23 protein-coding genes are annotated in these 19,309 nt (G+C 62.6%); 9 read left to right on the top strand and 14 right to left on the bottom strand.

Translation table 11 applies throughout. From position 1 onward, the window contains the following. Window positions 1-6: 6 nt before the first annotated feature. The 3 genes from V1273_RS08515 to V1273_RS08505 form a co-directional block, all read right to left on the bottom strand. Entirely contained in the window at window positions 7-513 is a 507-nt protein-coding gene (locus V1273_RS08515) for a hypothetical protein (RefSeq protein ID WP_334409248.1), read from the bottom strand. 68 nt (window positions 514-581) lie between these two features. Next, window positions 582-1,754: a winged helix-turn-helix domain-containing protein gene (locus V1273_RS08510; RefSeq protein ID WP_334409247.1), complete on the bottom strand. Its 1,173-nt coding sequence runs from the start codon at window positions 1,752-1,754 to the stop codon at window positions 582-584. Window positions 1,755-1,832: 78 nt separating this feature from the next. Continuing rightward, window positions 1,833-2,063 carry a hypothetical protein gene (locus V1273_RS08505; protein WP_334367341.1) on the bottom strand — a complete coding sequence of 77 codons (231 nt, stop codon included), beginning with the start codon at window positions 2,061-2,063 and terminating at the stop codon, window positions 1,833-1,835. 464 nt (window positions 2,064-2,527) lie between these two features. Between V1273_RS08505 and V1273_RS08500 the strand changes: the two genes are divergently transcribed. Then, a complete protein-coding gene (locus tag V1273_RS08500) occupies window positions 2,528-3,160 on the top strand; it encodes an OmpA family protein (RefSeq protein ID WP_065743393.1) in 633 nt (210 codons plus the stop codon). Window positions 3,161-3,249: 89 nt separating this feature from the next. Here V1273_RS08500 and V1273_RS08495 read toward each other — a convergent pair whose 3' ends face one another. Beyond that, the gene (locus V1273_RS08495) at window positions 3,250-4,509 is read right to left on the bottom strand and encodes a phospholipid carrier-dependent glycosyltransferase (protein WP_442894072.1); all 1,260 of its coding nucleotides are present in this window, start codon (window positions 4,507-4,509) and stop codon (window positions 3,250-3,252) included. On the opposite strand from V1273_RS08495, the gene V1273_RS08490 reads away from it, so the two are divergent. After that, window positions 4,502-4,690 (top strand): hypothetical protein, encoded by a 189-nt coding sequence (locus tag V1273_RS08490; RefSeq protein WP_334409245.1) that lies wholly within the window; start codon window positions 4,502-4,504, stop codon window positions 4,688-4,690. The genes V1273_RS08495 and V1273_RS08490 overlap by 8 nt on opposite strands. A gap of 243 nt (window positions 4,691-4,933) precedes the next feature. Here the strand turns inward: V1273_RS08490 and V1273_RS08485 are convergent, their stop codons facing one another. The 6 genes from V1273_RS08485 to ggt all read right to left on the bottom strand — a co-directional run bounded on the left by V1273_RS08485 (window position 4,934) and on the right by ggt (window position 10,011). After that, complete coding sequence (locus tag V1273_RS08485; RefSeq protein WP_334409244.1) at window positions 4,934-5,365, bottom strand: VOC family protein; 432 nt, start codon at window positions 5,363-5,365, stop codon at window positions 4,934-4,936. Between the two features lie 126 nt (window positions 5,366-5,491). Further along, on the bottom strand, window positions 5,492-6,229 hold the full coding sequence (locus V1273_RS08480; RefSeq protein ID WP_334367335.1) for an enoyl-CoA hydratase/isomerase family protein: 738 nt from the start codon (window positions 6,227-6,229) through the stop codon (window positions 5,492-5,494). A gap of 44 nt (window positions 6,230-6,273) precedes the next feature. Beyond that, window positions 6,274-6,789 (bottom strand): cupin domain-containing protein, encoded by a 516-nt coding sequence (locus V1273_RS08475; protein ID WP_334409243.1) that lies wholly within the window; start codon window positions 6,787-6,789, stop codon window positions 6,274-6,276. Between the two features lie 129 nt (window positions 6,790-6,918). Next, a complete protein-coding gene (locus V1273_RS08470) occupies window positions 6,919-7,899 on the bottom strand; it encodes a D-2-hydroxyacid dehydrogenase family protein (protein ID WP_334409242.1) in 981 nt (326 codons plus the stop codon). A 26-nt stretch (window positions 7,900-7,925) separates the two neighbouring features. Continuing rightward, window positions 7,926-8,339, bottom strand: a complete 414-nt coding sequence (locus V1273_RS08465; RefSeq protein ID WP_334412183.1) for an FKBP-type peptidyl-prolyl cis-trans isomerase — start codon at window positions 8,337-8,339, stop codon at window positions 7,926-7,928. A gap of 85 nt (window positions 8,340-8,424) precedes the next feature. Continuing rightward, window positions 8,425-10,011: a gamma-glutamyltransferase gene (ggt, locus tag V1273_RS08460; RefSeq protein ID WP_334409241.1), complete on the bottom strand. Its 1,587-nt coding sequence runs from the start codon at window positions 10,009-10,011 to the stop codon at window positions 8,425-8,427. A 284-nt stretch (window positions 10,012-10,295) separates the two neighbouring features. On the opposite strand from ggt, the gene trhO reads away from it, so the two are divergent. Together trhO and V1273_RS08450 are read left to right on the top strand one after the other, a co-directional pair. Continuing rightward, on the top strand, window positions 10,296-11,048 hold the full coding sequence (gene trhO, locus V1273_RS08455) for an oxygen-dependent tRNA uridine(34) hydroxylase TrhO (protein ID WP_334409240.1): 753 nt from the start codon (window positions 10,296-10,298) through the stop codon (window positions 11,046-11,048). After that, window positions 11,032-11,256 (top strand): SlyX family protein, encoded by a 225-nt coding sequence (locus V1273_RS08450; protein WP_028349523.1) that lies wholly within the window; start codon window positions 11,032-11,034, stop codon window positions 11,254-11,256. The genes trhO and V1273_RS08450 overlap by 17 nt, the downstream gene beginning before the upstream one ends. 70 nt (window positions 11,257-11,326) lie before the next feature. On the opposite strand, the gene V1273_RS08445 is transcribed toward V1273_RS08450, so the two are convergent. Next, entirely contained in the window at window positions 11,327-11,521 is a 195-nt protein-coding gene (locus V1273_RS08445) for a hypothetical protein (RefSeq protein WP_334409239.1), read from the bottom strand. Window positions 11,522-11,653: 132 nt separating this feature from the next. On the opposite strand from V1273_RS08445, the gene hemE reads away from it, so the two are divergent. After that, window positions 11,654-12,700 carry a uroporphyrinogen decarboxylase gene (hemE, locus tag V1273_RS08440; protein ID WP_334409238.1) on the top strand — a complete coding sequence of 349 codons (1,047 nt, stop codon included), beginning with the start codon at window positions 11,654-11,656 and terminating at the stop codon, window positions 12,698-12,700. A 172-nt stretch (window positions 12,701-12,872) separates the two neighbouring features. Here the strand turns inward: hemE and V1273_RS08435 are convergent, their stop codons facing one another. The 3 genes from V1273_RS08435 to V1273_RS08425 all read right to left on the bottom strand — a co-directional run bounded on the left by V1273_RS08435 (window position 12,873) and on the right by V1273_RS08425 (window position 15,804). Further along, window positions 12,873-14,486, bottom strand: coding sequence for a GMC family oxidoreductase (locus tag V1273_RS08435; protein WP_334409237.1), 1,614 nt, complete (start codon window positions 14,484-14,486; stop codon window positions 12,873-12,875). 107 nt (window positions 14,487-14,593) lie between these two features. Continuing rightward, the gene (locus V1273_RS08430; RefSeq protein WP_057844086.1) at window positions 14,594-15,367 is read right to left on the bottom strand and encodes an enoyl-CoA hydratase; all 774 of its coding nucleotides are present in this window, start codon (window positions 15,365-15,367) and stop codon (window positions 14,594-14,596) included. Then, the gene (locus V1273_RS08425; RefSeq protein ID WP_334409236.1) at window positions 15,364-15,804 is read right to left on the bottom strand and encodes a MarR family winged helix-turn-helix transcriptional regulator; all 441 of its coding nucleotides are present in this window, start codon (window positions 15,802-15,804) and stop codon (window positions 15,364-15,366) included. Before V1273_RS08425 ends, V1273_RS08430 begins: the two co-directional genes overlap by 4 nt. Before the next feature lie 174 nt (window positions 15,805-15,978). On the opposite strand from V1273_RS08425, the gene V1273_RS08420 reads away from it, so the two are divergent. Genes V1273_RS08420 through V1273_RS08405 form a run of 4 tightly spaced genes read left to right on the top strand, consistent with a single transcriptional unit; the run spans window position 15,979 to window position 19,309 of the window. Then, window positions 15,979-16,743 carry a GntR family transcriptional regulator gene (locus tag V1273_RS08420; protein ID WP_334409235.1) on the top strand — a complete coding sequence of 255 codons (765 nt, stop codon included), beginning with the start codon at window positions 15,979-15,981 and terminating at the stop codon, window positions 16,741-16,743. A 52-nt stretch (window positions 16,744-16,795) separates the two neighbouring features. Then, window positions 16,796-17,767, top strand: a complete 972-nt coding sequence (locus tag V1273_RS08415) for an ABC transporter substrate-binding protein (protein ID WP_334409234.1) — start codon at window positions 16,796-16,798, stop codon at window positions 17,765-17,767. A gap of 10 nt (window positions 17,768-17,777) precedes the next feature. Then, complete coding sequence (locus V1273_RS08410; RefSeq protein ID WP_334367323.1) at window positions 17,778-18,533, top strand: ABC transporter permease; 756 nt, start codon at window positions 17,778-17,780, stop codon at window positions 18,531-18,533. Continuing rightward, window positions 18,512-19,309, top strand: a complete 798-nt coding sequence (locus V1273_RS08405; RefSeq protein WP_334367322.1) for an ABC transporter ATP-binding protein — start codon at window positions 18,512-18,514, stop codon at window positions 19,307-19,309. The genes V1273_RS08410 and V1273_RS08405 overlap by 22 nt, the downstream gene beginning before the upstream one ends.

Here is a 19,309-nt window from a genome sequence, read left to right as displayed (position 1 = left end):
CGTGCATCAGGCACGTCGAGCTTTCTTGCGAGACTTCTTTGCGGTGGCCGTCGCGCTTCTCGCGGTCTTGCTCGCCGGCCTCGATTTCTGGCTGCTCGATTTCCTTGCGGCCGACCTCTTCGTTGTCTTCTTGGCGCTCCGCGCCTGTGCGGTTCGAGTCTTGGCGGCTCCAGCCTTCGCAGCTCGGGCTTTCGCAGTTCGAGACTTGGCAGTTCGAGACTTGGCCGTTCGAGACTTGGCCGTTCCGGCTTTCCTCGCCCTGGCCGCCGGCGCGCGGCGCCGTTGTTTCGTTGTGCGCCTCTGCCGTGCGGGCGCGGCTGCGGTCGGCGGCACCATCAGCGGATCGGACACGAGACCATCGGCAGCAAGCGGCACGTAGGCCGCCGCGCGTTCGTCGGCCTTCAACCCCGGCTCGTCGGCTTTCAGCGCCTGGCTGGCAGCTTCCGTCGCGGTGTTCGCAATCTCCTTCACCGTGTCGGTGAATTTCTCCAGAACCGATTTGTCCTTGCCCATGTCGCCCTCCCGGGCTGTGGCACATGGAACTAACCGATGAGGCGGAGTCGGGTTCCCGAACGCAAACGCTACTCCCCCAACTGAAACCGCTCGAAGCGATCCAGCTCTTCCTCGATGCGCCGCTTGTAGTCCTTGCGCGCCGCCCTCACCGCGCCCTTGCCGACCCAGCTCCATTTCTGCAACAGGAGTTTCTTGTTCTGGCGGTCGGTTTTGAGATCGATGGCGGCGACGATGTCTTCGCCGACCAGCACCGGCAGCGCGAAATAGCCGAACAGGCGCTTCTCCTTCGGCACATAGGCCTCGAAGCGGTGGCCGTAATCGAAGAACAGTTCGGTGCGCTTGCGCTGAATGATCAGGGGGTCGAACGGCGAGAGGATGTGCACCGGGCCCTCGCTTATATCCGCCGTCCCATTCGCCTCCAGCACTTCCGGCCGGGCCCAGTGCTCCTGCTTGCCTGCGCCTTCAAGCGCGACCGGCACCAGTTCCTTGCGCCGCACCCGCGCCTCGATCAGGCGCCGCACCGCGGGCTTACTCGGCGCGTCGAGATGGCAGGCGGAATCCAGGCTGACGATTCCTTGCGAGCGAAGCGCGCGGTCGAGCAGGTAGGCGGTGATTTCCGCTGAGGGAGCCGGCTTTGGCGGCTTGTCCCAACCGAAATGCCGCGTCATCAGCTCATAGGTCTTGAGCATGCCGGTGCGTTCGGAGATCGTCACCTCGCCGGTGTAGAAGGCAAGCTGCAGCGCCCGCTTCGAGGGTTTTCGGCTCTGCCACAGATGCTCTTTCTCGGTCAGGATGTCATCCTCGATGTCGCGGATGGTGAGCGCGCCGTCGCGCCGCAACAGCCGCATCACCTTGCGGGTGTCCTCCGGCTTGACGGAGGCAAACCATGGGTGGCCTTCGCGCCGGTGCTCTCGCATCGCCGGAACGAAGAAGCGAAAATCCTTCGCCGGCACATAGGACAGGGCGTGGGTCCAGTATTCGAACACGCTCTTGTCGACGCTCTGCGCCTGGCGCAGGTCGGCGCGGGCGTAAGCCGGGATGCGGCTATAGAGAATGTGGTGATGGCAGCGCTCGATGACGTGGATGGTGTCGATCTGGACATAGCCGAGATGGTCCACCACGGCCGCGACCGCCTGCGGTCCGGCGCCGAACGGTTCGCTGGTGTCGAGCCGTTGAGCGTGCAGCCAGATTCGCCGGGCTTCCAGCTTGGTCAGGAGATGGGGCTTAGTCGTGCGGGGCATCGCACGGCAATGTAGCGGGATTCGCGCGTGTGGGGAGTCCCGGGTTCCCTGACCGCCGCCTCGCGGCGCGAACTCACCTCACTGCTTCTGCCGATCTCCGACGCTGCCGGTTGCGATCTCGGCCTCGCAGGAGGCGCGGCCGGGCTGCGGCGCATGGCATTTGTAGACATGGCCGGTGAGGCGATCGACCAGCCACGCGCTCTCCTCCGTCGGGCTTTCAAACCCGACATAGCGGCTGCCGAGCGCGTTGAGCAGCGTCGACAGCAAGATTGCAGCGGCGATCATCGCCGCGCCGATCAGTGTTGGCATTGAACTTCCGGAACCGGCTGGCTCGGATGCGCTGGTGCGATGACCCAGATACTCACGCTGACGCTTGACTGACTGTAACACCCGCCCCGCCCGTTGGTTGCCCCGAACGAATTCTTCTTCAGATTGTATTGTGAGTAGTTTTTGCTAGACGCGCATCTGGCCGATTTGTTGTCCACAGATCGGCACTGGCGCGACGAGCCGCTTTTTCTTTTCCAAAGTCGCGGCGGGAAGTGACGGAGCGGTCCGTTATCCGGCGAAGCGTCGTTGCCACCTGCTTGGACCGTTCAGTTACGACAGCGCAGCTAGCGCCGCGACCTCCGGCGTCACCGGCCTCGACTTCGACATCAGGCAGCCTTTACCAATGTGATTTGAATCACATTGCCTGCTTTGAACCCGTCCTATCGTCGCAGCATCAAAACGTCATGCACGCCAGTTTGCAGGCGTTAACAGTGAGGATTACGACAATGACCCGCTTTCTCTCGATCATGACTATCGGCGCCGCGCTGTCGATGACGGCGGGGCTGGCCGTCGCCGGCGACACCGTCTCGGCCGACAAGATCCTGGACGCTCTGAAGCCGAAGCCGGGCGCGACCCGCGGCCTTTCGACCGGCCCGCAGCAGCCGGTGGATGCTGCCGCAAAGGCCAAGGAAGTCGGCTTCGTCGACACCCTACGCAACCGCAAGACCCGGTCGCTGTCGCTCGGCGAGCGCCAGGAAATCGCGGAACTTGCCGCGAGCAAACCGAAGATCGATCTCGAAATTCAGTTCGACTACAATTCGGCCGACATCAGCAAGAACTCGGTTTCCGCTGTGCAGGAACTCGGCAAGGCGCTCTCCGATTCGAGCCTGAAGGGTTCGACCTTTGTGGTCGCCGGTCATACCGACGCGATCGGCAGCGAGGCCTACAACCAGGATCTTTCCGAGCGACGTGCCGATACGATCAAGAAGTACCTGACCGAGAAGTACGGCATCGCCGGTTCCAATCTCGTGACGGTCGGTTACGGCGAGACCAAGCCGAAGGACGCGAATGCGCCGATGGACCCCACCAACCGCCGCGTTCAGGTCGTCAACATGGATAGCAAGACCGCCTCCAAGTGAGTTTTTGAAAAGTGAGGTTTTGAAAGCCGATCCGCCTGCCGCCAGTGGCAGGCGGATTTTCTATTGGCTAAACAGCGCGAATGGCCGCCTCAAATCCAGTTCTGGAAGATCATCAGGCGGCTGAACGTCGCCATCGAGGTACCTATGAACGCGGCCGATATCGGCAACATTGCGGCAAAGCCGGCAAAGCCGATTGCAACGTAGGCCCATAGCACCCAACCGGGCATGCTGCCGCGTTTCAAGGCATACACCAGCGCAAGGCTCGCCGTGGTCGCCGCCGGCAGATAGTAATAGATGAAGCCGAGCGTTCGCGGCAGCAATGCCCATGCGAGGTATGGGCCGAAATAGAACGCCAGTATCAGGAAGGCGTCGGCCCGCCGCGTCACGATCCAGTCGCGCAGGCAGATCGCGACCGCAATCAGCGCCGGCCACAGGATCAGCGGGTTGCCGAGGAAGACCACGGCGGCGATATGGTCTTCGTCGACCTTGTCAAAAAGATACCAGACCGGGCGCACCAGGAACGGCCAGGACGGCCATGAACTCATATAGGTGTGGCCTGCAATCGCACTCGTCGTGTTATCGTTGAAGATGCGCCGTTGCGCCTGCAGAATATCCGAAACTGACAATCCGTAGAGCGGAATGAAGGTGGCAAGATAAACGACGGCCGGAATTACTGCGAAGCAGACAGCGAAATGCCAGGCCTTGAAACCGGGCCAGCGATCGGGCCGGTACCAATCCTCCGGCCCGGCATCCGCGAAGTGAGTGCGCCAGCTTTGCATCAAGCGGATCACGGCGACGATGCCGATGCAGACTGCGAGCGCGAACAGCCCGCTCCATTTGCAGCCGGCCGATAGGCCAAAGCCGATCCCGGCAAGCGCGAACCACAGATGCGGCCGCTCTCTTCGAAAGCCATGCATGAATGCCGCGATGGCGAACAGGCCGAAAGCGAGCGCAAAAATATCCAGCATCGCGATCCGCGATTGCAAGAACAGCATCTGATTGAAAAAGGCGAGCAGGCTCGCCGCAATCGCCGGGCTCTGGGCGGCGAACAGCGCCAGGCCGCACAGATACACCGCAACAACGGCGAGCGATCCGAACAGCACGGCCGGATATCGCCAGCCCAGCGGTCCGTCGCCTAATGAATGGATCGACAGGGCGATGAACTGCTTGGCGAGCGGTGGATGCATCGGATTGAGCATCGGCTCTCGCATCGTCGGCTCAAGCATCTGCCGCGCCGCCGGGACGTAATGCACCTCGTCGAAATAGAATTTTTCCGGGGCGGTGACGCCGATCAGCATCGCAAAGTGCGCGAGAACAAAAAGAAGTCCCGCGGTGATGCCCGTGCGCATCATCGAATCGGACAGAACAGAAAATGATCGGGTCGCTGGCTTCACGGACGATCTGGGGCGGAATCTGGAGCGAACTGACATTGCGGCGAAATTCAGTGTGATGGCTCCGGATTTTTATGTCCATCGCATCGAACGCGTTTTCGCAATCACTAACCTGCGGGCGAGTAAGCCGCGCGAGTGATAATTCTGCCACATCGAAACGCGTGCAACCCGGTGCGATGTCGGGATAGATTGATCGGCTTCAAATGAATTTCAGTAACTGCTTTTGTTCGCTATCCGCAGTTGGCCTGGTTGCTGCGTTGATGGCTCCAGCGTACGCGCAAATAGGGTGGGCAAAGGCGCCATAGCGCTGTGCCCACCATCTCTCGGTGGATCGCGAACGTAATGGTGGGCACGCTATCGCTTTGCCCACCCTGCGTTCATATCAGGCGGCGGCCGTGGCGGATTGCGCAGCGGTTGCGGCCGCGACATCCATCCACATCACTTCCCAATGGTGGCCGTCGGGATCTTCGAAGCTGCGGCCATACATGGAGCCGTAATCCTGTTTCGGGCCCGGGTCGGCGCCGCCGCCTGCGCCTTGCGCCTTGCTGACCATATCGTCCACCGCCTCACGGTTGTCGGCGGAAAGGCAGATCAGAACCTGGCTGGTGGTCTTGGCGTCGGCGATCTTCTTTGGGGTGAACTGGCGGTATTTGTCGTGCGTCAGCAGCATGACGTAGATGGTCTCGGAAAACACCATGCAGGACGCCGTATCATCGCAAAATTGCGGATTCTTTTCGCCGCCGATCGCCTGGTAGAAGGCGGTCGAGCGGGCGAGATCGCTGACAGGCAGATTGACGAAGATCATTTTGGCCATGATGGGCTCCTTTCGCGGGTTCGGACCTAGGACGAACGGACGGAGACAAGTCCGACATCCCGTTTCAAATTATTTTTCTGGCGGCGAGTTGGCGCACGGTCACTGGAACCTGCCGGCGGATAGCCGCTACCTGCCCTTGAAGTCAGGCTTGCGCTTTTCCGCGAACGCCTTGACGCCTTCCTTGAGGTCGTCGCTGTCGCGCACGACGTCGAGCAGCCGGCGCACCTCGGCGACCGTCTCCAGGGGCCCCTTCGGTATCGCATCGCGGGCGAGCTTCTTCAGGGCTCGAACCACCAGCGGCGCGTTGGCGGCGATTTTTGCGGCCATCTCCTGGGCGAGTGCGACATGCTGTCCCTTCGGCGCGACCTTGTTGACGAAGCCAATCTGATAGGCCCGCTCCGCCGACATTTCCTCACCGACCAGGAGGAATTCCATGGCGATCTTGTGCGGCATGCGCGCCATCACCGAGGAGACGCCGCCAGCGGTGGTGCCGATCTTGCCCTCGGGGTAGATGAAGCGCGTCGTCTCCGAGGCCACGCACATGTCGGCCATCTGCACCAGCACGAAGGCGCCGCCGACGACCCATCCCGAGGTCGCGGCAATGACCGGCTTGTCCAGCTCAACGCCCAAGCCGGGCACCGCGTGCCACATGTTGACGGGGAGATCCTTCACGTCGGCGCCGACCGAGAAATACGCGTCCTCGGACGAGGCGAGCACCGCCACGCGATCGTCGCTGTCGTGAAAACGCTGCCAGGCCTGCCGCAGTTCGTCGCACAAGGCGTTGTTGAGCGCGTTGTGCGAGGATCTACGATCCATCGTGATGGTGGCGACGTGGCCCGTGCTCTCGTAGCGAACAAGCGTCATGGGATTCTCTCAAGCGGCTGCGATGCCAGGTAACGTTGCGATCGTCACTTCTTCTCGGCGGGATCGCGGTGCACCGGATCGACCCACAGCACGGTCTCCGGCTTTTCCACCGGCTCGATGTCGAGATTGATCGCCACCGCCTCGCCGTCAGAGCGCACCAGCACGCATTCCAGCACCTCGTCGCGGCTGGCATTGATCTCCTGATGCGGCACGTAGGGCGGCACGAAGATGAAATCGCCGGGGCCGGCCTCGGCGGTGAACTGCAGATGTTCGCCCCAGCGCATCCGCGCCTTGCCCTTCACGACATAGATGATGCTTTCGAGATGGCCGTGGTGATGCGCGCCGGTCTTGGCATCGGGCCGGATCGTCACCGTGCCCGCCCACAATTTCTGCGCGCCGACGCGGGCGAAATTGATCGCGGCCTTGCGGTCCATGCCCGCGGTCGAGGGCACGTTGGGATCGAGCTGATTGCCGGGAATCACGCGGACGCCGTCATGCTTCCAGCGCTCGTCGTGATCGTGGGAGTGGTGCAAATGGGTGTGGTCATGCGTGCCGGTCATTGGGCGCTTTCTCGAAAGATCGTTTGTCCCCAACGGTATCGAAATCCGGGGCCGCAAACCAGAAGATTAAGGGAGCCGGCGGCGCATGGGCGTCCCGGTTTTCGTCATGGCCGGGCGCACCCCGCCTATTCAACGCCGTCTGGCCATCACATCCGGATTGACGACATTCGTCGGTGTTCCGGCGGCATAGGCAACGATCTGATCGAAGATATCCGTGAACTGGATTTCGTATTCGTCGCGCGAGACGTAGCCGAGATGCGGCGTGCAGACCACGTTGTCCATGTTCAGGAGGGGATCGCTGACGTCGCGAAGCGGCTCTTTTTCGTAGACGTCCACCGCCGCCATGCCAGGTCTTCCGGCGCGCAGCGCGTTGACCAGCGCGTTCGGCTCGATCAGCGGCGCACGGCTGGTGTTGACCAGAAGCGCCGACGGCTTCATGCGCGCAAGATCTTCTGCTTTCACGATGCCGCGCGTGGCATCGACGAGCCGCATGTGCAGCGAAAGGACGTCGCATCGTTCGAAGAAACCAGCCTTGCTCGCGGCAGTCTCGTATCCGTCGGCGCGGGCCTTCGCCATGGCCGGTTCGCGCGCCCATACCAGCACGTTCATGCCGAACGCCTTGCCGTAGCCCGCGACGACGGCACCGATCCGCCCATAGCCATAAATGCCGAGCGTCTTGCCACGCAGCGTGTGGCCGACGCCGATCTGCCATTTGCCGGCCTTGAGCGCCGCCATCTGCTGCGGAATGGCGCGCATCGCCGCCAGGATCAGGCCCCAGGTGAATTCGGCGGTCGCATAGGACGGCGTATCGGCATGCTGGCTCGACGACACGACGATGCCGAGCCGGGTGCAGGTGTCGATGTCGATATGCGGGTAGACGCTGCGCTGGCTGATCAGCTTCAGTTTCGGCAAGCGTTCCAGCAGCGGTGTCCGGATCTGCGTGCGCTCGCGGATTAACACGAGCGCCTCGGTATCGCGCAGGCGCTCCACCAGCGCATCGACATCCTGGACGTGATCGTTCCAGATCGTGACGTCGTGTCCCGCCAGCTTGCTGAAACAATCGAGGGTGCGCAGCGTGTCGAAATAGTCGTCGAGGATCGAGACCTTCACGATGCGCTCCCTCGTTCAGTGTGCGGCTACTTCACCGCCAGCAATTCGACGTCGAACATCAGCGTCGCATTTGGCGGAATAACGCCGCCGGCGCCGCGCGCGCCGTAACCGAGCGCGGGCGGAATGATCAGCGTGCGCTTGCCGCCGACGTTCATCGATGCGACGCCTTCGTCCCAGCCGGCGATCACCTGGCGCTGGCCGATCTTGAACTCGAACGGCTCGTTACGGTCGACGGAGGAATCGAACTTCTTGCCCTTCTGGCCGTCCTCGTACAGCCAGCCGGTGTAATGCATGACGCAGGTCTGGCCGGTCTTGGGCGAGGCGCCGGTGCCGACCTTGCTGTCGATGATCTGCAAGCCTGAAGCTGTGGTCATGGGTTTTCCTGCGGTCTGGGCCGCTGCCATCCTGATGGCAGCGGGCGTTGAAACCGCGGCTGCCATGGCGGTAAATGCGGTTCGGAAGATCGTGCGTCGCGAGAAGCGCATCTGTTGAACCTCTTTCTGGAGAGACCGAGCTTCTAGACGCTCAGTAGCCCAGCGCGCAACCGTCCTTGCGGGGATCGGAACCGCCGGTCAGCGTACCCTTGTCCCAGTCGATCCAGATCGCCTGGCCGCCGCCGAGCGGACCGACCACGCTGGTAGTCTTGTGGCCGATCTTCTTCAGGCCCTCGACGATCTCGGCCGGCACGCTGTCCTCGAGCTGGTAGACGCCTTCGTAATGCAGGCCGCGCGGCATATCGATGGCTTCCTGCACATCGCAACCATAGTCCAGCATATTGGTCAGCACGTGGGTCTGTCCCACCGGCTGATACTGGCCGCCCATCACGCCGAACGGCATTATCGCGCGACCGTTCTTGGTCGCGAGCGACGGGATGATGGTGTGCAGCGGGCGCTTGCCCGGCGCGATGCAGTTGGGATGGCCGGGCTGAATCCGGAAACCGCCGGCGCGGTTCTGCAGGAGGATGCCGGTCTTGTTGGAAACGATCGCCGAGCCGAAGGAATGCGCGATCGAGTTGATGAACGAACAGACATTGCGGTCCTTGTCGACCACCGTGATGTAGACGGTCGATGGATTCATCGGCGGCGCGACGTTCGGCAGATCGAGCAGCCGGTCCATCCGGATGTTCTTGATGTGCTCGTCGGCGAACTCCTTGGCGAGGATTCCGGCGACATCGACATGAACATGCTGCGGATCGGCGACGTACTGCTCTCGCATCATGTAAGCGATGCGCGCGGCTTCCGCCTCCAGATGGAAACGCTCGACGCTGAGTGGCGCGAATTTCGTTAGATCGAAGCGAGAAAGGATATTCAGCATCACTAGCATGGTAATGCCAGGACCGTTCGGCGGGCACTGCCAGACATCGTGGCCTTTGTACATCGTGCCGATCGGCGATGTCGTCTCGGTCGAATGTGCGGCGAAATCTTCCAGCGTGTGCAGGCCGCCGATGCCGCGCAAGGTCTCTACCATGTCCGCGGCGATCTCGCCGGTATAAAAGGCGTCGCGGCCGTTCTTGGCGATCGCACGCAGGGTCTTGCCCAATTCGGGCTGGTGGATCACGTCGCCAGCCACCGCGGGCTTGCCGTGCGGCAGCAGATAGCGCTCGGTGTTGGTGCCGCTCTTCAGCTTCTCGAACTGATTCTTCCAGTCGAAAGCAATACGGGGCGCGACGACGTAGCCTTCCTCCGCAGCCTTGATCGCGGGCTGCAGAAGCGTATCGAGTCCCATCTTGCCGTGGTCGCGCAGGATCGTCTCCCAGGCGTCGATCGCGCCGGGAATGCTCACCGCATGCGCCGAGGTCAGCGGTACCGAATGGATCTTGCGTTCGAGGTACCATTCGGCCTTGGCCGCCATCGGCGCGCGGCCGGAGCCATTGTAGGCGACAATCTTGCCCTCGCCCCTGGGTTGGATCAGCGCGAAGCAATCGCCCCCGATACCGGTCGATTGCGGCTCGATGACGCCGAGCAACGCGCAAGCCGCGACCGCGGCGTCCGCCGCCGTGCCGCCCGCCCTCATCACGTCGATTGCGACCAATGCGGCCTCCGGATGCGACGTTGCCACCATCGCGTTCTGGGCATGGACCGTGGAGCGGCCGGCGAAATGGAAATTCCTCATCGCGAGTGCTTTCTTTTCAGCGTTTCTTGAGCATCCCGCGGAAGCATCGGGCGGGTTTACAGACGGTTCTTTGGCATATTCATCCCCGGCAGGGCAATGGCTGGCATGCCAAGAAAAGTCACGATCTCCGTCGCCCCTGCGAACGCAGGGGCCCATACGCTGTGTCCTATGGGCAGTGCGGTAGACGCCTTCTGCCATTCCGACGACTGGTGGTTATGGGTCCCTGCGTTCGCAGGGACGACGACGGGGTTTCCCCTGCGAGGCCCGCCTGATAAACGATCGCCATGCCGCTCAAGGTCGCCGCCTTCTATCAATTCGCCGCGCTGCCGGACTTCCGGGAGTTACGCGAACCGCTGCGGTCGTTTGCTGCAGACCTCGGGCTGAAGGGCAGCGTGCTGCTGGCGCATGAGGGCATCAACGGTACGGTTGCGGGCGGCGATGCGAGCATCGACGCGTTCGTCGGCGAATTGCAGCACGGCGCCCTTTTCGGCGGGCGGCTCGGCAATCTCGAACTCAAGTTTTCGACCGCTTCCGAGATGCCGTTTCGGCGGCTGAAGATCCGGCTGAAGAAGGAAATCGTTACGCTCGGAGATATGGCGGTCGATCCGACGCGCCAGGTCGGCACCTATGTCGAGCCGTCAGACTGGAACGAACTGATTGCAGCCCCCGACACGCTGATCATCGACACCCGCAATGCGTTCGAAGTGGCGATGGGGACGTTCGAAGGCGCCGTCGACCCCGGCATCAAGAGCTTTGGGCAGTTCAAGGAATTCGCCGCACAGAAGCTCGATCCGGCGAAGCACAAGCGGATTGCGATGTTCTGTACCGGCGGTATCCGATGCGAGAAGGCCAGCGCCTATCTGCTGGCGCACGGATTTGACGAGGTCTATCATCTCAAGGGCGGCATCCTCCGCTATCTCGAAGGCGTACCGGAGAATGAGAGCCGCTGGCGCGGCGAATGCTTCGTGTTCGACGAACGCGTGGCGCTGGGCCACGGCCTGCGGCAGCGACGAGGGAACGATGGCGCGCACGAATGACGTCACCGCACTGAGCGAGCGCCTCGACGCGCTGGAAATACGGGCGACGTTCCAGGATGAGACGATCGAGGTGCTGAATCACACGATTACCGCACAGTGGCACCAGATCGATTCCTTGACGCGCCAATTGGCTGAACTGAAGGAGCGGCTGCGGGAAGCCGAAAGCAACTTGCCCGGCCCGGCGAACGAGCCGCCGCCGCATTATTGAAGGTACAAACAGAAACGGCCTCCCTTGGGGAGGCCGTTCGCCACGCGAAACGATTCACACCATTTTTGCATTAGCGCGATGGATTCTCATGTTCGTGATCGGCTTTCGACGGCGCCGGTTGCGCAGCGCTCACGGGGTCCGATGCCGGAAACGTGTCGACCAGCCCGGCCTCGAGTTTTTCATGGATTTCCCGGTCGGCCTTCAGCGCTTCGCGGGGATCGTCGGCGTGCTTGTCGTGCGCAGCAGGATTGAACTTCTGGGCCATAGGAACCTCCATGAATGAGATAACGGCCCCGTTTTACGCCGGTTCCACGTTTGCCCTCGCTATCCGTCCTTGGCCTCGAGGGAACCTGCGTGTATCAGAGGCGCATCAGCCGCGCCCGCAGGAATCCACGTTTTGTCTCAGAAATCCGTCGTGAAACCTTTTGTCGAAGTGCTCTCCGGCCGCAGGCAGAAGGTGCCGCCGGTCTGGATGATGCGACAGGCCGGCCGCTATCTGCCGGAGTATCGCGAGCTGCGCGCCAAGGCTGGAAGCTTTCTCGATCTGTGCTTTACGCCGGAATATGCCGCCGAGGTAACGCTGCAACCGATCCGCCGTTTCAACTTCGATGCGGCGATCATTTTTTCCGACATTCTCGTCATCCCCTACGCACTCGGCCGCTCCGTGCGCTTCGAGGCCGGCGAAGGTCCGCGGCTCGATCCGCTCGATACTCCGGAGCAAGTGGCGGCGCTCGCGCGCCATGCCGATTTCGGCAAGCTCGAACCGGTCTATGAAGCGTTACGTCGCGTGAAGCGCGAGCTCGCACCTGAGATCGCGCTGATCGGCTTCTGCGGCGCGCCCTGGACGGTCGCAACCTACATGGTTGCAGGACAGGGCACGCCGGACCAGGCGCCGGCGCGGATGATGGCATACCGTCATCCCGAGGCGTTCGCTGAAATCATCGACGTGCTGGTGGAGAATTCGATCCAGTATCTGCTCGGCCAGCTCAAGGCCGGCGCCGACTGCTTGCAGATCTTCGACACTTGGGCCGGCGTGCTGCCGCCGCGCGAATTCGAGCGCTGGTCGATCGAGCCCGCGAAGCGCATCGTTGTCGGCGTGCGCGCGCAAGTGCCGGATGCCAAGATCATCGGCTTTCCGCGCGGCGCCGGCGCGCTGCTGCCGGCCTATGTGGAGGCAACGGGCGTCAACGCGGTCAGCATCGACTGGGCGGCCGAACCTTCCATGATCCGCGAGCGCGTGCAGAACCGTGTCGCCGTGCAGGGCAATCTCGATCCGCTGGCGTTGATCGCAGGCGGCGCCGCACTCGACCGCGCCGTCGACGACGTGCTGGCAAACTACGCGCAAGGACGGCTGATCTTCAACCTCGGCCACGGCATCCAGCCGGAAACACCGATCGCCCATGTCGAGCAGATGCTCAAGCGGGTGCGGGGGTGGAAGGGATGATGCGCGACATCGTCGTTATGCCCGCGAAGGCGGGCATCCAGTAACCGCCAGCGGAGGTAAGAGCCGAGACGTCACGGCGTACTGGATCATCCGCCGGAGCCTGTCATCGGGCGCGCGTTCGCGCGACCCGTTGGCGGATGATGACAGCGGTGTTTGCCGCTGACGCCGTTGCCTACCTTGCATCCTCCAAAATCATGTCGGACGCCTTCTCTGCGATCATAATCGTCGGCGCGTTGGTATTGCCCGACATCAGGTCCGGCATGATCGAGGCGTCGACCACGCGAAGGCCTTCGATGCCGCGCACGCGCAAGCGCTGGTCGACGACCGCGAGCGCATCGCTGCCCATCCGGCAGGTCGAGGTCGGGTGATAGACCGTGCTGCCGGTGCGGCGGCAGAAATCCAGCAGTTCGTCGTCGCTCTGCACCTTCGAACCCGGATCGACTTCTGAGACCGCGTAAGCCTTCAGCGCGGGGGCTGCGAGAATCTTGCGCAGGATGCGGATGCCGTCGATGAAAGCGCGGCGATCGGTTTCGGTGGCGAGGTAATTGATGCGGATTTCCGGCGGTTGGGAAGGATCGGCGCTCCTGATACGCAGCGAGCCGCGGCTCTCCGGGCGCAACTGGCAGACGGAGGCGGTGAACCCGGAAAGCGCATGCAGCTTCTCGCCCATCTTGTCGGTCGAGAACGGCAGAAAGTGAATCTGAATGTCGGGCGACGCCAGCCGTGGGCTGGTCTTGAAGAAAGCGCCTGACGTGCCGGCCGCGATCGTCAGCGGCCCCTTGCGCAGGGCTGCGTACTGAATGCCCGCCATCATCTTGCGGATCGGGTTATTAACGACATCGTTGAGCGTACACTTTTGCGCACAGCGGGTGATCAGGCGGACCTGCATGTGGTCCTGCAGATCGTTGCCGACGCCGGGCGCGTCGAGCACGATCTCGATGCCGTGCTGCTTCAACAGATCCGCCGGTCCGACGCCGGAGAGCTGCAGTAGTTGCGGCGAGTTGTATGCGCCGCTGGAGACCAGAATTTCCTTGCGCGCCCGTGCAGTGCGCACGCGGCCTTCCTGCTTGTACTCGACCGCCTTGGCGCGGCGTCCTTCGAACAGGATGCGCTGCGCCAGCGCGGAAGTCTCGATGTGCAGGTTGGATCGTTTCCTGGCGGGACGAAGGTAGGAGAACGCCGTGCTGGCCCGGCGCCCACGCCGCGTCGTGGTCTGGAAAAATCCCGCGCCCTCCTGCGTGGCGCCGTTGAAATCGGGATTGGTCGGAATGCCGGCCTCGGCCGCGGCAACGACAAACGCTTCCGACAGGGGATCATGATGCCGCCAGTCGGATACCGGCAGCGGACCATCGGCGCCGTGATATTTGTCCGCGCCGCGCTGCTGGTTCTCGGCCTTCTTGAAATAGGGCAGTACGTCGTCATAGCCCCAGCCGGCGTTGCCGCGCTGCCGCCATCGATCGTAATCCTCATGCTGGCCGCGCACATAGAGCAGGCCGTTGATTGAACTGGAGCCGCCGAGCACCTTGCCACGCGGCTGGAACACCTGCCTCCCGTTCAATCCCGGTTCCGGCTCGGTCTGGTACATCCAGTTGACGGATTTTTCCTTGAACAGTTTTCCGTAGCCGAGCGGCACGTGGATCCAGAGATTGGTGTCCTTCGGCCCGGCCTCCAGCAACAGGACGGAGTACTTGCCGTCGGCCGTCAATCGATTGGCGAGCACGCATCCGGCCGATCCGGCGCCGACGATGACGTAGTCGAATTCGGAAGTGTCATTGTTCTTGTTCATTTGTTTCCCCCGCGGGCGGCCCAAAGAGGTAGCTGGGCCGCCACGGGCGGTCAATTGCCTCGCCGTCGCAGGCGAGGAAAAACGATCTTCAATGCAGCCGGCGCCGGCTAGCTTGCCAGTTTCAAAAAGTCCGGCGGCCGGCGCTCGGCAAACGCAACGAAAGCCTCACGCGCCTCCATCGTCTTCAGGCGAGCCGCGAACTGCTCGCTCTCGGCCTTGATCTGCGCCATCAGAAGTTCCGGATTACGCATCAGCCGTTTGGTCGTGCTGACGGCGCCCGCCGGCTGTTTCGCCAACCGGGACGCGAAAGCCTTCGCTTCCGCATCGAGCTTGTCGAGCGGCACCACGCGGTTGGCAAGTCCCCAGGCGAATGCGGATTTGGCATCGACCGCCTCACCGAGCGCGAACATCTCGAAGGCGCGGGCATAGCCGATGCGAAGCGGCATCAGCAGGCTGGAAGCGGCTTCCGGCACCAGCGCCAGATTAACGAACGGGGTCGACAACAGCGCATTCTCGGCCAACACGACCAGATCGCAGTGCAAGAGCATCGTGGTGCCGATACCGACGGCGCGTCCCTGAACGGCTGCGACCAGGGGGCGGCTCGAATGTGCAAGCGCCTGCAGGAAGCGGCCGACATGGCGCTCGCCCTGAAGTGCGCCGGTTGCAATGGCTGCAAACTCGCCGACGTCGTTGCCGGCGGTGAACATATCGCCCTCGCCGCGGATCAGCAGCACACGGACGGATGAATCCGTTTCCGCCGCTTCGATCGCGTCCGCAAGCGCGCCGTACATCGCATTCGTCAGCGCGTTCTTCTTGTCGGGGCGAGCCATCGTCAGGCTCAAAATCCCGTCGCTCTTCTCGATCTTGATGTGCTCGGTCATTCGTCTTCTCCTTTGGGAAATCTGCTCTGCATGGTGGTAAGCCAGCGCGCAACGACATCGATCTCGGCGTCGGTAAACCCTTCCGTGAGTCGCGCGTTGACGTCGGCGAGCCCGGCTTTCGACTGCGCCATCGCCGCGCGGCCGGCCGGCGTTAGCCAGAGACGCCATGCACGCCCATCATCCGGATCGGCCCGCCGCTCGATCAGATTCGCCGCCGTCATCCGGTCCACCAATCCGCTGATGCCAGGTGGTCCAAGATCGAGCGCCGCACCCGCCTCGCCCATCAGGGCGCCGTCGCGCTGGCCCAGGACGAAGAGCAGGCCGGACTGCGCGGCGGTCACGCCGCTGTGCGGGGACCGCGCCGCCATCCAGCGCTGCAGCCGGCGTTGCGCGACGTTGAGCAGGAACACGAGCCGGTGCTCGCGACGCGGACTCATATCGATGAGATCAATTTATTTCGCATGCGAACTATCTAAAGGAAGTGGAGGAAGGTTGTCACGGTGATTTTGATCTGGCTCATCAAGAGATATTCGGGCTCGTCGGCTTGAAACGAACTGGCGAGGAAGAAAATCAAGTTTCGACAATGGCTTATCTAAAAAATCGATTTTCGATTGACGATCCCACCTACTCTCGCCAAGCTGCCCGCCATGAGCAGTATCGGGTTGAGTTTTGGCGAGCGCCTCGCCGACGAGCGGCCGCGAAGCCTGACCTCCGCCGTTCAGGAACGGCTGCGCGCGGATATTCTCTCGACCCGGCTGCTACCCGGCCAGAAGCTCCATATCGCCGGTCTCGCCAAACAGTTTTCGGTCAGCCTCGCCGCGGTGCGCGAGGCGCTGTCGCGGCTGGTCGCGGACGGGCTGGTGCAGGCATCCGACCAGCGCGGCTTTCGTGTCAGCCCGGTATCATCAGCCGACCTCAGGGACGTGACACAGACCCGCGTCGATATCGAAGGGCTGGCGTTGCGCCGTTCGATCGAGCGTGGCGATGCGGCATGGCTTGCCTCGGTGGAGAAATCTTTCGCGGCGCTCTGCGCCGTGCCCTACACCTACCCCGACGATCCGACCCATCACTACGAGGAGTGGGTGGTGCGGCACAGAGTCTTTCACCGCACGCTGGTGAACGCCTGCGGCTCGCAATGGTTGCTCGGTTTTCGCGACGTCCTGCACGAGCAGAGCGAACGCTATCGAAGGCTTGCGATCCGGCGCAACAGCGAAGAATCCCGCAATGTCGAGGCCGAACACGCGGCAATCGTGCATGCCGTGCTCAAGCGCGATGCCGAGGCCGCAGTCGCGGCGCTCTCGAAACATTTCATGACGACCATGCATCTCGTCGAGCTCGCTACGCCGAAAACGTTCGGAGGTGGCGACACCGCCTGATCGACCGTTCGAGGACCAAATCAAATCAAGAAAAGCAAAGGGAAACGTCACCATGAAAATCACGCGACGCCACATACTGGGAACGATTGCAGCCGCCACCGTGCTTGGCGCATCAGGCATGGCGCAAGCCGCCGATGCCGTCCGCATCGGGCTTCCGACGAAAACCTACTGGCCGACGACGATCGCGGAAACCGCGGTGCGCCAAAAACTGTTCGAGAAGGAAGGCATCACGGCTGAACTCACGATCTATCGCGGCGGCGCCGAGACCTTCGAGGCGATGGCAGCGGGCGCCGCCGACGTGATCCTCGACGCCACTTCGCTGGTATCGGCCGGGCGCAAGAAGGGCGTGAATTCCAAGGTGCTCGCGAGTGCAGCCACGGGCTATTACGGCTGGCAGTTGATGACGCTTTCGAAATCGACGCTTGGGGTGAAGGACCTGAACGGCAAGAAGGTCGCCATCACCTCCGCAGGCTCCGGCTCCGACCTGCTGGCGTTGTGGACCCAGCAGGACAAGAAGATCGAATTCACTCGCGTTCCCGTCGGCGGCGGTGGCCTGGTGCCGAACCTGCTTGCCGGTAACGTCGACGCGGCCGTCGTCTATTCGCCGCTGAGTTTCCAGATCTCAAAATCGGGCGAAGCGCGCACCATCCTCGATTTCTCCAAGGAAGTGCCGCCGAATCTCGCCGCCGGCTGGATCGCGCTCGACAAATACGTGCAGGACAAGCCGCAACTCGTACAGAAGACGCTGAACGCACTCTATGGCGCACTGATGTACATGCGCGCCAACAAGGACGCCTCCGTCAAGCTGATCACCGAGCTCTATGAAATTTCCGCCGAGATCGCGGCGCTGGAATATGATAACACGATCATGAAGCTGGAAACCGACGGCAGCATGGATGGTCCGAAGATTCCGGAACAGCTCCAGCTCGCGCTCGACATGGCCAAGGCGAGCGGCATGAAGGACCTTGGGCCGGCCTCGGAAATTATCTCGACGCAGTTCAAGCCGGTTCCGACCAAGTTCTGAGACACGCGCGATGCAAAGCGGGCTAGCGGTAAAGGCGGCGCGGGTTGCCATTGTGGTGGCGCTGTTTGCGATGTGGGAAATCATGTCGCGGACCGGCATCGTCAATCCGCGCCTGCTTCCCTCCGCCTCCGATACGCTGTCAACACTTGGCGAGCTCTTGCAGCGCGCGAGCGTGCGCAAGGATCTCGCGGTGACCGCAACCGAGGTGGTGACCGCCTTCGCCCTCGCCGTTCCCGTCGGCGCGCTGATCGGCTTCCTGATCGCGGAGAACCGCTATTTTGCCGAGGTGGCAAAGCCGCTGCTGTTCTTCGCCTTCAGCATTCCAAAGTCGATCTTCCTACCGATGTTCATCCTGGTGTTCGGGGTCGGCTTTTCGCAGAAGGTGGGCTTCGGCTTCTTCTCGACGATCTTCATCGTGATCATGTCGACCACGACGGCGGTGGAGTCGGTCAAGGTCGAGCATTTGACGGTCGCCCGCTCCTATGGCGCGACACCTGTTCAGACCGCGTTCCGCGTCTACCTGCCGAGCATGCTCCCCGTCCTGCTGGAAGCGCTGCGGATCTCGATGATCTTCAACCTCACCGGCGTCATTCTCGCCGAAATGTACGCCTCGCGCGACGGCATCGGGCACCAGATTGCGACTTGGGGCGAGAACTTCCAGATGAAGCAATTGCTGGCCGGCGTGGTGATGATCGCCGTGATCGCGATTGCCTTCAATGAACTGGTCAGATGGGTGGAAACACGATGCAGCCATTGGCGAACATAACCCCGCTGAAGCCGGCCGGCGCGATCGAAGTCCGCAATGTCGGGCAGATCTTCAAGACCACGACACAGGATGTCGTCGCGCTGGAAGACGTTTCGCTCGACGTCAGGCCCGGCCGCTTCGTGGTGCTGGTCGGCCCGAGCGGCTGCGGCAAGTCGACGCTTCTGATGATGATGGCCGGCCTGCGCCAGCAGACCTCCGGCACCATCACCATCAGCGGCGCGCCGATCCCCGAGCCCGATCCGAACCGGGTCGGCGTGGTGTTTCAGGAAGCCAGCCTGTTCCCCTGGCTGACGGCGGAAGAAAACGTCGAGTTTCCGCTGGCGCTGCGCGGCGTCACAAAAAGCGATCGACGCGTTAGAGCGCAGGACGCCCTGAAGCTTGTGGGCCTCGAGGGCTTCGGCAAGCGCCATCCGCATGAGCTGTCGGGCGGGATGAAGCAGCGCGTCTCGATTGCGCGCGGCCTGGTGCAGGACCCGCCGGTGCTGCTGATGGACGAGCCGTTCGCGGCGCTCGACGAACAGACCCGCATGACCATGGGCGACGAGCTGCTGCGGATCTGGGCGGCGACCGGCAAGACGGTGGTATTCGTGACCCATAGCCTGACGGAAGCGGTCTATCTCGCCGACGAGGTGATCGTGATGTCGCCGCGCCCTGGCCGCATCGTCGATCATCTGCAGGTCTCGCTGCCCCGCCCACGCACCTATGAGATGCTGAGTGGCGACGCCTTCGGCAGTCTGCGCGACCGCATCTGGCGGCACATTCGCAAATCGGCGTGA

It is taken from the genome of Bradyrhizobium sp. AZCC 1721 (assembly GCF_036924715.1).
Taxonomy (GTDB): Bacteria; Pseudomonadota; Alphaproteobacteria; order Rhizobiales; family Xanthobacteraceae; genus Bradyrhizobium.
The sequence above is the reverse complement of the archived record's forward strand: the minus strand, read 5'-3'. Positions and strand labels throughout refer to the sequence as shown.

Bases quoted from the DNA above. Each gene is read 5' to 3' on its own strand.
- V1273_RS08515 (WP_334409248.1), bottom strand. From the start codon at position 513: ATGGGCAAGGACAAATCGGTTCTGGAGAAATTCACCGACACGGTGAAG.
- V1273_RS08510 (WP_334409247.1), bottom strand. From the start codon at position 1,754: ATGCCCCGCACGACTAAGCCCCATCTCCTGACCAAGCTGGAAGCCCGG.
- V1273_RS08505 (WP_334367341.1), bottom strand. From the start codon at position 2,063: ATGCCAACACTGATCGGCGCGGCGATGATCGCCGCTGCAATCTTGCTG.
- V1273_RS08500 (WP_065743393.1), top strand. From the start codon at position 2,528: ATGACCCGCTTTCTCTCGATCATGACTATCGGCGCCGCGCTGTCGATG.
- V1273_RS08495 (WP_442894072.1), bottom strand. From the start codon at position 4,509: ATGCGCACGGGCATCACCGCGGGACTTCTTTTTGTTCTCGCGCACTTT.
- V1273_RS08485 (WP_334409244.1), bottom strand. From the start codon at position 5,365: ATGGCCAAAATGATCTTCGTCAATCTGCCTGTCAGCGATCTCGCCCGC.
- V1273_RS08480 (WP_334367335.1), bottom strand. From the start codon at position 6,229: ATGACGCTTGTTCGCTACGAGAGCACGGGCCACGTCGCCACCATCACG.
- V1273_RS08475 (WP_334409243.1), bottom strand. From the start codon at position 6,789: ATGACCGGCACGCATGACCACACCCATTTGCACCACTCCCACGATCAC.
- V1273_RS08465 (WP_334412183.1), bottom strand. From the start codon at position 8,339: ATGGCAGCCGCGGTTTCAACGCCCGCTGCCATCAGGATGGCAGCGGCC.
- ggt (WP_334409241.1), bottom strand. From the start codon at position 10,011: ATGAGGAATTTCCATTTCGCCGGCCGCTCCACGGTCCATGCCCAGAAC.
- trhO (WP_334409240.1), top strand. From the start codon at position 10,296: ATGCCGCTCAAGGTCGCCGCCTTCTATCAATTCGCCGCGCTGCCGGAC.
- V1273_RS08450 (WP_028349523.1), top strand. From the start codon at position 11,032: ATGGCGCGCACGAATGACGTCACCGCACTGAGCGAGCGCCTCGACGCG.
- V1273_RS08445 (WP_334409239.1), bottom strand. From the start codon at position 11,521: ATGGCCCAGAAGTTCAATCCTGCTGCGCACGACAAGCACGCCGACGAT.
- V1273_RS08435 (WP_334409237.1), bottom strand. From the start codon at position 14,486: ATGAACAAGAACAATGACACTTCCGAATTCGACTACGTCATCGTCGGC.
- V1273_RS08430 (WP_057844086.1), bottom strand. From the start codon at position 15,367: ATGACCGAGCACATCAAGATCGAGAAGAGCGACGGGATTTTGAGCCTG.
- V1273_RS08425 (WP_334409236.1), bottom strand. From the start codon at position 15,804: ATGAGTCCGCGTCGCGAGCACCGGCTCGTGTTCCTGCTCAACGTCGCG.
- V1273_RS08415 (WP_334409234.1), top strand. From the start codon at position 16,796: ATGAAAATCACGCGACGCCACATACTGGGAACGATTGCAGCCGCCACC.
- V1273_RS08410 (WP_334367323.1), top strand. From the start codon at position 17,778: ATGCAAAGCGGGCTAGCGGTAAAGGCGGCGCGGGTTGCCATTGTGGTG.
- V1273_RS08405 (WP_334367322.1), top strand. From the start codon at position 18,512: ATGCAGCCATTGGCGAACATAACCCCGCTGAAGCCGGCCGGCGCGATC.